The organism is Limnohabitans sp. DCL3 (assembly GCF_048019295.1).
GTDB lineage: Bacteria > Pseudomonadota > Gammaproteobacteria > Burkholderiales > Burkholderiaceae_C > Limnohabitans_A.
Genome location: NZ_CP171842.1, coordinates 2190393 through 2206420 on the forward strand (window position 1 = coordinate 2190393; position 16028 = coordinate 2206420).

General features: G+C 63.2%; 11 protein-coding genes. 1 reads left to right on the top strand and 10 read right to left on the bottom strand.

What is annotated here, in order from left to right; genetic code table 11:
• Positions 1-24: 24 nt before the first annotated feature.
• The gene (locus ACHEXK_RS10025) at positions 25-1401 is read left to right on the top strand and encodes a caspase family protein (RefSeq protein ID WP_416545766.1); all 1377 of its coding nucleotides are present in this window, start codon (positions 25-27) and stop codon (positions 1399-1401) included.
• 15 nt (positions 1402-1416) lie between these two features.
• On the opposite strand, the gene ACHEXK_RS10030 is transcribed toward ACHEXK_RS10025, so the two are convergent.
• The 10 genes from ACHEXK_RS10030 to ACHEXK_RS10075 form a co-directional block, all read right to left on the bottom strand.
• Positions 1417-3282 (bottom strand): serine/threonine protein kinase, encoded by a 1866-nt coding sequence (locus ACHEXK_RS10030; protein ID WP_416545768.1) that lies wholly within the window; start codon positions 3280-3282, stop codon positions 1417-1419.
• 14 nt (positions 3283-3296) lie between these two features.
• Complete coding sequence (tagF, locus tag ACHEXK_RS10035; RefSeq protein WP_416545770.1) at positions 3297-4052, bottom strand: type VI secretion system-associated protein TagF; 756 nt, start codon at positions 4050-4052, stop codon at positions 3297-3299.
• Positions 4049-7567, bottom strand: coding sequence for a type VI secretion system membrane subunit TssM (tssM, locus tag ACHEXK_RS10040; RefSeq protein ID WP_416545772.1), 3519 nt, complete (start codon positions 7565-7567; stop codon positions 4049-4051). Before tssM ends, tagF begins: the two co-directional genes overlap by 4 nt.
• Positions 7568-7580: 13 nt before the next feature.
• On the bottom strand, positions 7581-8924 hold the full coding sequence (gene tssL / locus ACHEXK_RS10045) for a type VI secretion system protein TssL, long form (protein ID WP_416545774.1): 1344 nt from the start codon (positions 8922-8924) through the stop codon (positions 7581-7583).
• A 96-nt stretch (positions 8925-9020) separates the two neighbouring features.
• Positions 9021-10358 carry a type VI secretion system baseplate subunit TssK gene (gene tssK, locus ACHEXK_RS10050; RefSeq protein WP_416545776.1) on the bottom strand — a complete coding sequence of 446 codons (1338 nt, stop codon included), beginning with the start codon at positions 10356-10358 and terminating at the stop codon, positions 9021-9023.
• A gap of 103 nt (positions 10359-10461) precedes the next feature.
• A complete protein-coding gene (locus tag ACHEXK_RS10055) occupies positions 10462-10848 on the bottom strand; it encodes a DUF4280 domain-containing protein (protein WP_416545778.1) in 387 nt (128 codons plus the stop codon).
• A gap of 23 nt (positions 10849-10871) precedes the next feature.
• Entirely contained in the window at positions 10872-11621 is a 750-nt protein-coding gene (locus tag ACHEXK_RS10060; protein WP_416545780.1) for a PP2C family protein-serine/threonine phosphatase, read from the bottom strand.
• Positions 11622-11625: 4 nt separating this feature from the next.
• Positions 11626-13284 (bottom strand): type VI secretion system-associated FHA domain protein TagH, encoded by a 1659-nt coding sequence (tagH, locus tag ACHEXK_RS10065; protein ID WP_416545782.1) that lies wholly within the window; start codon positions 13282-13284, stop codon positions 11626-11628.
• A 99-nt stretch (positions 13285-13383) separates the two neighbouring features.
• Entirely contained in the window at positions 13384-14229 is an 846-nt protein-coding gene (locus ACHEXK_RS10070; RefSeq protein WP_416545784.1) for a hypothetical protein, read from the bottom strand.
• Complete coding sequence (locus ACHEXK_RS10075) at positions 14222-15976, bottom strand: hypothetical protein (RefSeq protein ID WP_416545786.1); 1755 nt, start codon at positions 15974-15976, stop codon at positions 14222-14224. The genes ACHEXK_RS10070 and ACHEXK_RS10075 overlap by 8 nt, the downstream gene beginning before the upstream one ends.
• Positions 15977-16028 lie beyond the last annotated feature (52 nt).

The window sequence follows — 16028 nt, forward strand, 5'->3', positions numbered from 1 at the left end:
TTTTGCCAGGATCGGTCCCTGTCCATGCACAGACGGGACCTGCTGACCCTGACGGCAGGCTTGGCGGCGGTCGGCGGCTCACTGGCAGCAAGGTCGGTCATGGCACAAACCTCGGCCGACGCCCCGTCTGCTGAGCCACCGCGTCTGGCTTTATTGCTGGGCAACCGCGACTACCCCGATGGCGATGACCTGCCTTCCATTCACAAGAATGTGCGTGATCTGCGTGCCGCGCTTGAACGCAGAGGCTTCAGTTGCACCGAAAGTCTGGACCAAGACCGTGCCAGCGCGCGCGAAACCATCGAGCGCTTTGCGCGAGCGGTGCGTCAAGCGCCCGCGCAGTCCACGGTGTTTTTCTATTTTTCGGGTCATGGCGCCCAAATCGATGCCGAAAACCTTCTGGTCGGCGCGCGGCAGTCCCCCAAAGCCCCAGCCCCCTTGCTTGACCGTGGCAGTTTGAAGCTGGCCAGCGACATTTTGGCCATGCTGCCCACGCGGCCGCAGGGTCTGACCATCGCCGTCATCGACGCTTGCCGCACATCGCTCAAAAGCGCACAAACATCGGACGGCCTGAACCAGGTGGAAGCCCCAGAAGGCACTTTGATCGCATTTGCCACAGGCGCTGGCCGCCCGGCGATTGCACCGGCAGTCGAAACGATCAACACGTTCTACACGGCCTCGCTCGTCAAGCTCATGGACAGTGCTTCCGGCGAAATCAGCTTTTCAGACTTGTTTCAGCTCGTCAAAGCCGATGTGCAACACACCATGCTCAACCATCCCTTGGCCCTGCTGCGGCAATTTGCGCAATTTCCCTTCACAGCAGAAAACGTGCGAATCCGAAGACAACTGGCCCCGAGTTTGCCGACAGACGTGGCCTCCGGAGAGAACACACGCTTTTCAGATGCCAACGAAGCCCAGGATTTCGAGTTGCTCGAAGCGGCCGTCTGGCCCGCCGAGGTGTTGCGCTTGGCCCGTGTATTTTTGCAGCGCCACCCCAGCAGCAAACTGGCAGGCAGTGCGCAGGTGGCGCAGACCGGCGCTGCAGAGGCCGCCAAAATCCTCAGGCGCAACGATGTGCGTTTGTACCGCAGCGCTTTCCGACTGGAGGCCATGCCCAACGAACAGCAAGCCGATCTGTTCAAGGCCGGTCGAGGTGACAAGGATGCAGCCGTCCGACTGGGGCGCTACTGGCGCACGCAAGCGGACTTGCGTGATCTGCCCGCGCTGGACCGCTACGAAGGCTGGCTGCAATACGCAGCCGCTTTGGGCAATGGGATCGCCGCCTACGAGCTGGCCCTTTTTTACCGCCGCATGGATCAACCCCAGCCAGCAGCCACATTTGAGTCACGTGCACGGGAGCTGGGCTACACGCCGCCGCCCTCTTTGGACAACATCAGAAAGTGACGGTGCAAATGGCCCTCAACGGACCACTTGCACCTTCAGCAAAGTGGCGCCGTAGCCTTCGTCACAGTCACCCGTTTTGGAACACAAGACCCGACCTGCCAGCAAGGGCGCGTTGCCTGGGTGGCGCGCCACAATGGCTGCAGCCGCCGCACCGGTCTTGAACAAGCGCATGGGACCGGCCTTCTCGGGCTCCAGTGCAGAAAAGTCTCGCTCGCTGGCGCTCACCATCAGCAGCAGCTGCACGGTGCCTGCGGGTTCATCGGCCTCGAGCACCACGCCGTTGCCACTGGGAAAGCTGTAGTGCTGCCCGGGTCGCAAGCGCACAGCACCCGAGACGGTGTTGGGCAGCACTTGTGCCAGGGTGCCATCGCTGGCCAGTGCAAACACATACAGCCAGCCGGCGCGCGCGGCACTGAGCTTGAAGCCCAGATCGTCGCGGCCAATGCGCGCCTGGGCACGCGTGGCTGCAGCCTCGATGGAAAACCCGGGCGACTGCTGGCGAACCAGCTCGCCAAATTCGTGCGCGGCATCCAATTGGGCCACCTGGGGCGCAGGTGCAAAAGGCGGTAGCGCCTGCACAGCAGGCCCGGGCGGTGGTGCCGCTGCACTTGGCCGAGGTGCAGGGGACAGCGCATACCAAGCGGCCACACTCCCCCCCACCAACAAGGCCACCCCAGCAGCCAGCAGCGTGTTGCGCGATCGCTTTGTCGCCGAGACGGTGGGCACCTGGGTCACAGGGGAATGCCCGCCCCCGCCGGACAAACGTGAATCGTGTGGCGACGATGCGGCAACCGAAGTCTGCAAGAGCGGTGCGGCATGCAGTCCCATCTCTGTGCGCAGCTGCGCGATGCTGGCTGTGCGGGCCTCGGCCCGCACAGCCAAGGCACGGTCCAGGGCCTCCAGAAAGCGCGCATCGTACCGTCCTGCTGCGGCTTGTGCCAAAGGCACATAGGTGTCGTTGAGCATGCGGCCCACCGAAGGCGGCGGCGTCTTGCCCGTGATCGCAAAATAAACCACCGCCGCCAGCGCGTAGACATCGGTCCAGGCCCCCTGTTTCATGTCAGGGATCTCGGCATATTGCTCCACCGGCGCATAACCGGGTTTGAGGATCACCGTCAGCGCCTGTGTCATGTCGCCAATGACCCGGCGTGCGGCACCGAAGTCCAGCAACAAAGGTCGTTGATGGCTGTTGCCCAGCAAGATGACGTTGTCGGGGGCGATGTCGCGGTGGTAACACTGATCGGCGTGAATGACCTGGAGTGCTTCAGTCAACGGTGCCAGCAAGTCGCGCAACCAGGCTTCGTCCGGCGGCTTACCCAGATCGCGCAAGTGGTCCTTGAGCGTTCGCCCTTCATAAAAGGGCATGACCATGTAAGCGGTGCCGTTGGCTTCCCAGAAACGGTACACCTTGACCAGGGAGGGATGGTCAAAGCTGGCCAGCAAACGGGCTTCGTTGATGAAGCTCTTGAGACCGGCTTCAAAGGTTTCTCGGTGGCGCGCACTTTTGACCTGCACAGCCGTGGCACCCGTGCGCTTGACCAATGAAGAAGGCATGTACTCCTTGAGTGCCACCCGTCGCTGCAGCGAATGGTCGGTGGCGAGGTAAACAATGCCAAACCCGCCCTCGCCCAAGACCTGCGTGATTTCAAACTCGGCAAGGGTGGTGCCCAGGGGCAATCCATTGCCGTGGTCTTCCAGGTTTTTGCCCAATGCGGTCGATGAGGCCGATTCGGCCGCAGCACCGGCGAAGTCCTGTGCCGACATCGGCACAGCGGCGGGTGTGACGATGCGCGTGCGTTCATCCTCTTGCACAGGGCTGTCCGCTGTGCTGTGCTGAGGTCTGATCACCGTGCGGTCGTCATGGTCATCTGCGGCATCCATGGCAGGGTTCACTTTCAAAATGGGGACACGGGGATTCCAAACAAATGCACGAATGCACCTGCTGCGGGCAGACCACGCGAGACCCGCAACAGACGGCCAGCCTCACGTGGCTGAGCTTGCCACCAGGCCATCCCATGCAATGACGCGCCATGCATGGCGGTGGCTGTAATGGTGGCGACAGCGTCCGGGATGGCCTCGTCTGGCTTGTGAACCCAAGCGGGTGACTCGCCCACGCACACCACCGACCCAGGCGCCTGTTCCGGCAAGACGGCAGTGGCCTGTGTGCGGGTCAGTGGCGGCATTCGGGCCAGCGCATCTTCCAGGCGCTCTATGCCCCAGTCGCCATACAAGGCATCGGCCGCGAGTTCATCGAGTTGCGCCAGCCATTGCCACAGCGCAGGCGAAGCTGCGCACGCTGGGGCGTGCAAGGGACAAGCCAAGGTCATCGGAAAATAGCGCCCCACACGGTCCACCGAAGGCATCAAAACACCGGCCCAAGCCGATTGACCGCAAGGGCCTGGCAAGACACCAGGCATCAACACAAAACGCCATACCGGGCTGTCCAGGTAAGCGGCCAACCAGGCGTCGGGGGCGTCCTCGCGCAGCTGGGCCATGCCGGCAGACAGCCAATGGTCCCAGACATCCACAAACGCCATCGGCAGTCGCCGAGAAGCAAAATCACCGAACGAGGGCAGCTTGCCGTGCCAGCCCGGGATGCCCGCAGGGTCCGCAAAGGTCGTGTCCGGCAGGGAGGGTTTGAACTCACTCATAGCGCTGACGGGCAACGGAACTGTTTGATCTCGCGCAATTGGAAAGGGTTGAACACGCTGGCAGAGATCACATCCAGGCGCGCGCGCTTACCGTCCAGATTCATGAGCACACTGAAACGTTCAGGCACTGCGCTGGGCTGCAATTCAAACCGGTCAATCAGCCGGAACAAGCCCCAGGGACCTTCGTACAGCACTTGCGGTCCTTGTTCGCCCAAGCCCGTCGACAGTCGCACCTGAGTCGCCAGTCGCGTGCTGGGCCAGGCCACCGCGATCGAGGGACCACCGCTGGTCAGACGCTGCGCTTGACCATCGATGTCCAGCACCAACTCCTTCAGCGCGGGATCGATGTCGACGAGTCTCAACTCAAAGCGCAATGCGGGCGTCTTGCCGCCAGAGCGGAAAAACACCTCTTTGATGCGTTGCGCACGCTGAAATTCCAGCAAAGCCGCCGCCGCCACCGGTCGGCTCCCGCTGGCATCCACCGCACGGTAAGTCCAAGCGGGCTTGGAGGTGTCCACCAAGGCCTGTAACTTGCTGCGGAAGAACTCGTCCATGAGGCCGCCGCTGCCCAGGAGTTGCCCAAAATCTTCGGGCAATACATCGGCCTTGGCACCACTGGCAAAGGGGTAGCGGCCCGCAATCGCCCGGCTGCAGAAATCGGTGATGGGCTGAAGGTCGGCCGACAGGGTCTGCAATTCGGCACTGCGCCCCTGGTTGGCCGTGGCATCGGCCAATGCACCCACCATCGCCCCAACAGCGGGCGGCAGTGCGCCAGCGGCCGCCTTCAGTTTGGCGGCCCCCCCTGCGGCCAAAGGTGGGGCACCACCGGTCTTGGCTGCCTGCTCCAATCCCAGCAATTGGGCGTAAATTTCTCCAAAGAGTTTCAGGGTTTCCTCGATCGGCGCGGGTTGCCCCGTGACCTGCCGATGGAGCGCGGCAAAGTGCGCGTCGACCATGCGCTCCACAGGCCCAGCAGCGCCTCCTGACGCCTGATCACCCGCCAAAGCGGCTGCTTGGCTCTGGGCTTGCGCAGCCAGCTTGTCAGCCGCACCGGCCAAGGTGGCCTGCTGAGGCAACAAACGCGTCTGCTCCGATACGGCACGCAACCAACTCGCCAAAGGCGAATCGGGCGCGGCCAGCAACCGTGAAACCGACAGGCTGCGCGCCACAGAATCGAGCTTGACCAGGCGCACATCGGCCAGATAACTGTCCCAGGCCTTGATGTAAGCCTCCAAGTACAAGCGCTTGACTTTGTCTGTCAGCGCCGCACCCGTGGCCAAACCATTCAAGCGCTGTGGCTCTGCCTTCAGGCCCAGCACGGTCGACTCTTCACGTGCCAGTTGCTGTGCCATCTTTGACACCGACGGCTTGACGAATTTTTCCCAGCCCGCTTTGGTGTAGAGCCCCAAGACGCCACGGGTGAGGGGTTCACCGCTGGCACGGACAAATACCGCCGCAGCGTTGGGCCCAGCACCTTGGGCGGCCGTGAATTCGGGCAACTCATCAGGGCGCCAGCTGCGCTGAATGCGGCTCCAGACGCGGTACTCCAGAGGAAATGAAACCAGCATCTCGCGCACCTGCGCCACCAGTGCGGCATCACGCGCAGCGATTGCCTGAGGCGCCCCTTGGGCGAGCAAGGCATCCAGATGCGCATCCAGTTGCCGTCGCCATTGCGGCTCCAGCCGGCCGTACTGTGCGTCCCAGTCCACCCGAATCCAGGCACGCAGTCCAACTGGGTCAAACAGCTGTGCGTCATGCAGCATCAGGTAGGCCTTGAGTCCTTCGTAGGCGTTTTCGAGGTTGTCACGCGAGGATGAACGCAAACGCTCTTCCAAACGCCGCGCGATGCGCGGCATCAAGGTTTTTTGCAACAAACGGTCGTAAGCCTGTTTGGCCGCAGCGTCGAGCTTGTCACCTTGGTACAAGCCCAAACCATTCAAGAGTGGCGGCTGGCCTGCATCCCACGCATCCAGTTTGGCCGCGTCTCGCACCTGGGTGAGCACGGCAACGAGGGGGGTGAGGTCCTGGCCCGTTGGCGGCGGCAGGGCCTGCACCGACTGACGCAAAGCAGGCACGCGTTCCAGCACCTGTGCGGCATGGTCCAGATTGCGCGAACGACTGACGAACCAGCCCACCAGCACCAAGGCCGTGAGTGTGGCCATGGCCGACAGCAGCGCCATGCGCTGCAAGCGGCCGCGCCGCTCCGCCGCCACATCGCGCACACCCAGTCCGCGCTCAGCAAACACCAAGTCCTTCAACAAACGCTGCAAGAAAAAGCTTTTCCCCCCTGGCTTGGCAACCGTTGCACCGCCTGCAGGCAAGCCCAAACCACGGCCAATGGCCCCCATGACTCGGTCGATCGGATGCCCCTCCTGGGTGCCGCTGACAAAGTACACACCACGCACCCAAGGAGCACGTTCAAGAGTGCCCCCCCCCTCGAACACCGCACGCAAAAACGCTGTCAATACAGTGCCCAATGCGGCGAATTCTTGCGTGAATGCAAAGATGGCGGTCCGACGCACGCCATCGCGTTCAGCGTCCAGGCGGGCCGGCAGCTGTTGCACCAGTCGCTGGCGCAATTCAGACAAGCGTTCGTCCAGACCGTGCAAAGGCGTTTGCTCGGGCATGTCGGCGGCCATGGTCAACCCCCAGACCTGGGCACGCTCCTCAGCCCCCATGGCATCGAAGGTTTCGGTAAAGCCGCCGATCAGATCGGCTTTGGTGACCAGCACATACACCGGCACGCGCAAGCCCAGTTTGGTCTGCAGCTCAGCCAGACGAACGCGCAGAGCCGCTGCGTATTTGGCACGCTCGCTGGCATCTTGCTGCAACAGGTCTTGCACGCTCACGGTGAGCAGCACACCATTGATCGGCTGACGCGGTCGGGTCTTTTTCAGAAGGGCCAGAAAAGTGTCCCAGGCACTGGCATCCACATCCCGGTCGCTGTCTTGTGTTGCATAACGACCGGCGGTATCGATCAGCACCGCGTCCTGCGTGAACCACCATTCACAATTGCGGGTGCCGCCGACGCCCGTCAGTGGTGAACGCCCAGCATCACCCAGCAAGAATTGCAAGCCCGCGTTGGCCAAGGCCGTGGTTTTGCCTGAACCCGGCGCCCCCAAAAACACATACCAGGGCAACTCGTACAAGTAGCTGCCACGGCCCAACCAACGCGCAGCCCCTCGGGGGCCTGCGTCTTGCAGTTTGGCCATCGCTTGGGCAAAACGCTGCGACAAGGCTTGGGCCTCCTTGTCCACGGCCGATGGCCCTGCCGCGATGCCGGTCAGCAGCGCCTGATTGGCCCTGCGCCGCCGCCAGGCCTTCCAGCCCAGTACACCCAGGCACGAACACCACAGCAGCAGCAGCACCGCAATGCGCACGCCTGCGTGTTCCAGTGGACGGGCATCGCCCACCGACACCAAAGGCCCTACCCACCACACCAGCACAGACAGTGCCAGCACAGCCAACACACCCCACACTGTGGGTGACAGCAATTTGTGCCCAATATTTTTCATTGCATCACCTTTTTCATGGCGCCGATGTGACAGAGAGGGTCAACTCGACACGCCGATTTCTGGCACGTCCATCGGTGCTGTCGTTATCGGCCACAGGCTCGGCATCGGCACGGCCTTCTGCACTCACGCGCTCAGCAGGCAAGTTCACCAGCAAAAGTTTTCGCACCGCATTGGCGCGTTCTTTCGACAAATGCCAATTCGATGGAAAACGCAACGAACGGATGGGTTGGTTGTCGGTATGGCCCGTCACGGTCACCGGGCCGGGCAATCGATCGAAGGCCTGGGCGATGCGCTCAAACAGTGGTCGCGCACGGGAAGCCACCTCAGCACTACCGGGCTCAAACAAGGCATCCCCATTGACGGTGACCACGGAGCGATCCGACAGGTCCTTGACCTGCACAGCACCCGCTTGAATGTCGGATGACAGCAGTTGTGCCAGACGTGGTGGTGGCGGCGCAATGGATGGCGACACAGGTTGCACAGGCACCGGCGCATCCAGGGTTTGCAATGCACTGAAAGCACTGTCGGTCTGAGCGGACAGCGAGATTCGAAAAACAAAAAAGAGCAATGCAAGGAGCAGCAACCCAACGGCCCCCACGACCCACATGGGTAGACCGTCACGCAGTCTTTCCTGCGAGTCAAGTGTGCCTTGCCAAGCGGGTGAGAGTTCAGGATCGGCGGGTCTGCGCAGCATCTGACTCAGGCGCTCGCGCAGCAAGTCAAGCTGTTGGCGTCCGTCTGCCTGCACCTTGTAGCGGCCTTCGAAACCCAAGGTCAAAACCACCCAAACGAACTCCAGCAGAGGGCGTTGCTGCTCAGGCTGTTGCGCCAGGCGGGTGAGCAGCTGAAAGACTTTTTCACCCCCCCACGCCTCGTTGTGAAACTGCACCAACAGGCTTTGTGCTGCCCAACTGCCCGCGCCACCCCAGGGGGTATTCGATGCCGCTTCGTCCAAGAAGGTGCACAGCACGTAGCGCGCAGCAACGATCTGCTCATTGGGCAAGCCTTGCGCTCGGGCCATCGCTTCAAATCGCTGGATCGCATGGACCAAGGCCACACGCAGCGCAGCCGGGTTGGGGTGGCGCAGCGTGGCCCGCAAGCGCGGCGCTGCACCCAGCAAGGGAGCCGCCACCTGCACCAGCGGGTTCAGGCTGGCAAAAGGCGGTAACTCGGCCTCCAACACGGTCGCACTGTCGGAACCCAAATGCCCAGAGGCAAATGCGTTCGCCGCAGTGGCTGCCGCCGGTGCAGCAGACGTTGCAGTCGCCGTGCCCCGCGCGCGTCCTGCACTGGGCTTGATGACCGTGCGATCTGACTCGAATGCAGCGAAAGGGTTATTGCTTTCGGAATCGCTCATCAATTGAACCTCCTGTGATGTCGAAACGGAGACAGTGCCGCAGGCACAAACAGGTCTGGCTGCAACACACGACGGCCATTGACGGTGAACATTGGTTTAACCACGGATAGCCCAAAACTCGAGTGCCAGACCGGGAAAGTCACCCGCCACGTGCATGGCCAGGCCCCCCGAGCTTTCCAACTGCTTCCACAGCTCATGGCCTCGGGTCTCCAGCTCGAAATAGGTGAAACCCGCGTGATAAGGGATTTGCCGCGGCGCGATGGGCAATGCCCGCAAAGCGACTCCGGGCAATTGCTGTTGCACCAGATCGCGAATCTTTTCTGCGGGGCCAATCTTCACCTGGGCCGGAAACCGTGCACGCAAGACTTCGACCGCCAGATGGGCGTTGACGGCCAGCACAAACTGTGCACTGCGCAGCAGTTCGACATCACCGATCACAGCCACGCGCACACCCGATTTGCGCTCTTGCAAATCGATGGGCACGGCCGTTTGCTCCAGCACCATCGACAGCGATTGCCGCAGATCGGCCATCAAGGCACGCCAACAGGCCGCCAGATCGTCGTGCCGGTATTCGGGGTAGGCCGGCGGACGGCGGGCATCGCGAAAAGTCGACAACTCGCCAGCCAGTTGCAAGGCCTGAGCCCAGAAACGCTCAGGGTGCAGCACGCTCAGACGTTGCAAATGGGCAAACAAGGGCTGCTGACGGTTGACCGTCTGCAGCAGCAAGAAGTCGGCAATCTCGCCCACACCCGCACGCCCCGGTTGCGCCAGTCTGGCCGCCAGCGCCTCGCCCCGCTGGTGCAACATGCCATGGATCTCGCGCAAATACGTGTCGAGCACCGGATGGGCATTCACATCCAGCATGGGCGGCACGTATTGCGCATCCAGCAGCACACGGCCATCGGAACGCCGCTCAACAATGCGGGCCACCCCCAGCGTGGCAAAGCCTTCGCCAGCGTCACGCGCCAGCATCAGCCGCACATTCAAACGCCCCAACTGCAATGGCGCCTCGCGCAGGCTTTGCGCATGGACATCGGCCGTGTCCACCTCGGTGGTGCGGTAGCGTGGTGGCGCTGTGCCTTCCGTGGCCTCCACGTCGCTTTCGACCACGCCAGGTCGCACCAAGGGCACGGCCAACACCAACACTTGGTCGCGTACATCGGCAGCGATTTCCAGCGCCGACGGCACCGACTCGTCCGAGGGGCAGGAAAAGGCCGTTCCGTCCGACATCACGCCGCGTGCAGAGGCCAGCGCGACCCGGCCTTGCAGCAGTGCGGCGTCGTCCAGCACGAGCGAGGCAAACCCCCAGTTCCAGGGCGATGCGCAAGACAGCCGTGCATCCAGTTGCCGGGCGCTGTGCCGGTCTTGTTGTTGGAAATGTTGTGGCTGCAGGAACATGCCCTCGGTCCACATCACTTTGTTGTACCAGGTCATTCTTGACTTTCCTGTTGAAATGAAAGGGCATTGGCTTGGTGCACCCAGCCTGAGGCCGGGGTGCATGGGTGCCAATGGGTGAAGGGGGTGAGGTGGGCTCTGTTCAAGGAATCTGCTCCGTGAACTGGCCCGCCATCGCAATCTCGATGACACCGCCATAAACACACGTCAGCTTGGAGCTGTTGTTGAGCGCCGGCATATTGGCCACCAGCACCTTGGGCACACCAGGCACCCAGGGTGCGGGGGTGTTGGGCACGCAGGGCATGGGTGTCAAAACCCCCATGGCGGCGGCAGTGGCGGCGGCCACCTGCGGGTTGGCTGGGCTTTTGCACACGCCAAAGGGCGCAATGTTGGCAATGGGTTTGTGGTCCATGATGTTGCCAGCGTCCTTCATATTGGTGAGGACTTGCTTGGGTGTTGCCACAAAAGAGGACGGTGCCGCGCCCATGGCGCAACGCATCAGGGCACCGGTACAGACATGGAAGGCCAAAGCAATCTCCTTTGCAGTTCATTTCAGACAGCCCGCGTCCACACCGTGAGCGCACTGAAGTTGTCATGGCTGGATTTGTGTGCCACCGCGGCCACAACGCGTTTGGACAAGCTGTCCAGCCAGGCATCGGGATCAGGCGCTGCGCTCAGCGTTGCTTCAAGCGCGGGTTCGTCCAGGTATTCCCACAAGCCATCGGTGCACAGCAAAAACACATCCCCCGCTTCGATGGGCACGCGGGCACCGCTGGTGACTTCGAGCAACTCTGAGGCAACGCCCAGCGCCGAACTCAATTCACTGCGCTGCGGATGCGTCCGCACATCGCCAACACCGATCAGCCCGGCATCCATCAGGGATTGCACCACGCTGTGGTCACGCGTTCTGGACAGCAGCTTGCCCTGGCGAAACCAATACAGGCGCGAATCGCCTGCATGCGCCCAATGTGCCCTGTGTCCAAAAGCATCTATGACCAGACACACCAGCGTACTGTGCATGTCGGCACTGGGCGAGTCGGGCCGGCGCTGGCGAATCAGGGCCTCATTGGTCTGCCGGATCAGATCGCCCAACGCCGGGGCATCTTTGTCGGGCAAGGCCGCAAATCGTGCAATGAATTCTTGCACCGCCAAACGCGAAGCCAAGTCCCCACCGCCGTGCCCACCAGCACCGTCGGCCAGCGCGCAACACAGTTGCGCATCACTGCGCCAATGCCCTGCCGCATCTTCGTTGTAGGGCCGACCACCGGCTTCACTCATCAATGCGATGTCCAATGTCAACATCTTTTCAGTCCTTATGGCTCGTGGCACGATCCGTTGTTCTGGCATTCGTCAGACGCTCGAGCTGGGCTTCGTAAGCCTGTACAAACGCACGCCCGAAGAGTTCGTCAAAATTGTCCTGCGCCTCACGGCCGAGTTGGCCAAAGAGTTCCTGAAAGAGCTCCCACAAGCGCGCTTTGCGTGAGCCTGGGATCAAGCCTGCCAGGCCCGATGCGCGCGCGGTCAGCTGGGACTCCAGGTGCACAGGGTCAAAACGTTGCAAAACACCGTCCAGGGCTGCTTTCATGCCCGCCATCACGGCCAGTTGGTGGGCCTGAAGGTCTTCAAAGGCATCACGCACTGCGGCCTTCGGCGCCATGAAACCCGGTGCGGCGGGTCCCAAGAGCTGCTGCAAGGCGGCAGGCGCAGACGGCGAAAATTTCAGGGGGTTGTTCTCGCGGGCCACGATCATGGTTTGCTCAGCACGCAACTCCCGCTTGAAAGCGGCCCGGGCGAGCAGCAGGCCAACGGCCCCAGCCGTAGCTTCATGCAACAACTCCCCCAACAAACGCATGGTGTCTGGCGTCAAGGTTTCCAGCTTCAGGCCCGGTGCCGACAAGCCTTGCAGCAAGGCCTGCAACAGCGCGTCTTGCGCGCCATCTGGACCGAGGCGCTGACCTGCAACCGGTGCAGGCGCATGCTGGGCACCTTCTGCCTGCGCAGCCACCGGCAAAGACCCGGTTTCAAACAGCGCTTCAGGCCGAATGCCTTGTCCACCTGCGCTTGCCGTGGGCAATGGATTTGCCAAAACCGCCCGTGTGCTGGCATCCCACGACAGCACAGCCCCCTGGGGCAAGGCCATATCCTCAGGTGCTGGCGCTTGGCCATCATTTAAAGCCTGCGCTTTGTGCGCACCGCCACCGACAGCGGTGGATGGTGCCAACACATCAGCGACTGCGACACGCGGCATGGGGGTGTTCAGCTCTGAGCCCCCCCGATCCGTGAACGCAGCAGACACCGGCGGCAGCAAGCCCAGTGGGTCCCCCCCCACCGCTGGACCGGCCAGACCAAACATGTCGTCCAGTGAACCGCCAAGCGGGGCTGCGGCACCCCCCAGTTCTGGTCCTGATGCCAAAGGGGCTTGCAAGGACATGGCCGACGAAGCCACTGGCATAGGTTCAGCGAACGGGTCCCAATCGTCTGGAATATGGCCCGGCGAAAGTGCCGCAGGCCCCGCCGGTTCAGGCTTTGGAGGGACCCAGGTTTGCGTGACTGAACGCGCCACCACAGGTTCGCGCGGGGCCTCGGCCAGCCCCATCATCGAGTCTCCGAACACATCGGCAAAGGGCTTGTCCTGCGCCACCGCCTGGCTTTTGGACACAGTCCCCACCCGGATGGTGTAACCGCCCATCTGCAACTCGTCGCCAGGCTTCAGAGAATGCGCTCGCCCTTGGCCCAGGGGCTGGCCGTTGACGATGATCGGATTGCTGCCATTGTCCTCCAGCACATACCCATGGACACCACGAAACGCCACGCGCGCATGCACCCGGGAAATGGCCCGGTCAGGGTCAGGCAGCACAAGCTGGTTGGTATCGGCCCGGCCAATCGTGCCGCCCAGCTCGTCGAACACCGCAGAGGGCCCGGGTATGGGGGCGCCGTTGAGGCTGCATGCGGTCAACTCAATCATCTGTTTGTCTCCTTGGCCATGCTCGGTACCTGACATGCAAGCACCGCCGTGCCGCACAAACCGGCACGGTGCGCGGCACTTTTCTGTTCATGAGGCATTTCAGCGCAAGCCATAAAACCGCCCATCCATCACCGCCACACGCAAGGGCCAGGCAAGCCCAGCCTGCGGCCCCACAGCTGGACGACGTGGCGCGCACAAGGCCGGGCCTCCGTCGGGCCCCAGGCATTCGATCAGTCGCCCCTGCGCCACCAGCCGCATGCGCAAAGTGCCCGCCGTGTGCAGGGCGGGTTTGAGCGGCTGCGCCGAGTGCAAAGCACCAATGTGTGCGGCCAAGCGCTGCGCCAGCACATCCAGGGGCTGTTGGTAGGCGATGGCTTGTTCCTCCAACCTCAAACGGCAAGCCTGCAGCAAAGGGGTGGCATCGCCTCGCATCAAGCCCAAAGCAATGTCTTGCAACCAAATCGCCAGTCCTGGCCTGAGGGCCTCCAAAACCGCCACCGGGGTGTCGGGCGGGCCATGCTGTGGGATGGCGATCACGGGCACGTCCAACCAACGCCAGCGAGGAAACGCGATCGGAAGTTCCACCCGACCTTCCAGCTGGAGCGGAAACGTGAGCAACTCGCCCGCTGCGGGTGCCCACTCGATTTGACCCACCGTGCGCGACAACGCCGGGTCTGCGGCCGAATCCAGCCTGGGCAAAAGCAGCTGCAAACGCACCCAGGCACTGCCGTCGGACAACTCGGCAGGCAGCGCGGCCGAAACCCCGGCGGGCGGCAGCGGACGCACACCCAGCGTGAGCTGGTTGCTGCCCGCCAAGGCGTATTCATGCACCGCCAGCAAGGCCACCCGCTGGGTGGGGCCAACACGCAGCAAAGGCACACCGTTCATGGCGGCCTCGGCCTCCATGCCCGAGGTTTCCAGACGCAACACCAGCAACCTATCCATCGCCCAAGCTCCAGGTCAGCAGATCCATCTCGGGCAAGAGCTGGACACAGCCACGCTGTTGCCCCGCCACCGGATCCAACACCACAACAGGCAAGCACACGGCCTCCAGGCGAACTTCGGCGAACCATTCGAAGCCGCTGCCCCCATGGGTGTTCGGGCGCAGCCCGGCCCGCCCGCGCAGCGCGCCGCTGACGGCCCCGGCGGCCTGCAGCAAGGCGCCGCCGGGCGCGGCCAAAGGTGCCAGCTGGGCTTCGAAGGGGAAACGCCAATCGACACTGGCGGCAGCGATGACCTGCTCACCCAGCCTGGGGGCTGTCGCCTCCAGGTGAAGGTCACCCAACAGGAGCGCACGCCCCGCGCAACGCAGCTCCAGCCTGGCCTTTGCACCTGCCCATGCCAGCGTGCCACGGAAAGCCAAATCGATGAGCGCGGCCTGCACATCCAGCCGACCCAGCACCCGCATGCAAGGTGCCTGGTCCAGTGCGGTGGTGTGCCAGCCCCAGGCCAAGGCGGCCCGGCCCAACAGTTGGCCCCAGCTCGCCTCCAGCGTGGTGGCTTTCAACTCGTCCATATGCGCCCAGGCGTGCGCCAATCGCTTGAGCGCAAGCGACGATGCGGTGTCCAGCCCCTTGTCCAGCGCCCCGAGCAAGCCCCCTGCATCCTGTGCTTGCCCATCGCGTTCAACACGTGCACGGCTGCCTCCACCCAGCCAGGTCCGGGCGCTGGCACGACCATCGCTGTCCGCCGTTCCCAGCAAGGCCTGCGGCGCAGGCTCTGCACGTTGCCATTCGCTCCACCACTGGCAAGCCGGCCACACGGCCACCAAGCTGCCCATCGGTCCCAGCACCGGGCCTGCATCGCGCAGCCCGCAGACTGCCACCTCGAGCTTGTGGTACTCGGGTGCGGTTTCTTCAGCCACCCAGGTGGCAGCACCCCAGGCCGGCATCGGTGGCACTCTGGGCAGCAACTCCAGCGCGATGGCACGGCTGTCCTGCCCAGACCAAGTGGACGCGCCCAGCGGGCCTGTGCACCGAAACGCCGGGTGACGGCCGTGGTCGCAAACCGCATGCGACAAGACGCGCACACGCAAACGCACAGGCGCTCCCACCACGGGCGAGAGCAGGTGCAAGCGCGCAGGCAGCGGGTGTTGCAGATCGAGCCGCCATGGCGCCACAGCGGGCACAGCTTGGCGCGACCAGGCCTCGCCGTCCAAGCTGTAGTGGAAGCGCGGGGGCTGATCGGCCAGGTGCAGCTCCAGCGCTTCCAGATCACAAGCCACCAGCGCCCGCGCCTGCTCGGCATCTGACGCGCTGAGCAGCTGGCCATGGCACCCCATGGCCGCAAACACCTCGGTCAAGCGGCGATCCGCCGCCAGCAAGTCCCCCGGCGACAGCCGGGCACTGGCCTGGCGCTCCAGCTCCAGCGCAGAACGGCTCACCAGCTGGTGCACACGCAACCACTCGCCGGCCTGCGTCTGCGACAAAATATCTGCCGCCCAAGAAAAACCCGGCTTTTCATCAAATGCTGGGCCCCATGCGAAACAAAGGTTGACCCAGCGCGCCACCGCGGCAGCGTCTTGAAAACCCCGGCGCAGGCCATGCTCGACCATGGCATCAATGAAGGCGGGGTAGCGTTCGCCCAGGCGCTCTGGCATGGCAGGCCACTGACCGGACAAATGGTCCCCGAGCTGGCGGACAAAGGCCTGCCAGGCAGCGGTTTCGGCCTGGAGACGGTCATCAAACAGCATGGAGACAATCCCCGGCGGCGAGAGCTAAAGAGGGCAACAACATCACAGGTTC

Coding starts and splice junctions, on each gene's coding strand:
- ACHEXK_RS10025 (WP_416545766.1), top strand. CDS start 25: ATGCACAGACGGGACCTGCTGACCCTGACGGCAGGCTTGGCGGCGGTC.
- ACHEXK_RS10030 (WP_416545768.1), bottom strand. CDS start 3,282: ATGGATGCCGCAGATGACCATGACGACCGCACGGTGATCAGACCTCAG.
- tagF (WP_416545770.1), bottom strand. CDS start 4,052: ATGAGTGAGTTCAAACCCTCCCTGCCGGACACGACCTTTGCGGACCCT.
- tssM (WP_416545772.1), bottom strand. CDS start 7,567: ATGAAAAATATTGGGCACAAATTGCTGTCACCCACAGTGTGGGGTGTG.
- tssL (WP_416545774.1), bottom strand. CDS start 8,924: ATGAGCGATTCCGAAAGCAATAACCCTTTCGCTGCATTCGAGTCAGAT.
- tssK (WP_416545776.1), bottom strand. CDS start 10,358: ATGACCTGGTACAACAAAGTGATGTGGACCGAGGGCATGTTCCTGCAG.
- ACHEXK_RS10060 (WP_416545780.1), bottom strand. CDS start 11,621: ATGTTGACATTGGACATCGCATTGATGAGTGAAGCCGGTGGTCGGCCC.
- tagH (WP_416545782.1), bottom strand. CDS start 13,284: ATGATTGAGTTGACCGCATGCAGCCTCAACGGCGCCCCCATACCCGGG.
- ACHEXK_RS10070 (WP_416545784.1), bottom strand. CDS start 14,229: ATGGATAGGTTGCTGGTGTTGCGTCTGGAAACCTCGGGCATGGAGGCC.
- ACHEXK_RS10075 (WP_416545786.1), bottom strand. CDS start 15,976: ATGCTGTTTGATGACCGTCTCCAGGCCGAAACCGCTGCCTGGCAGGCC.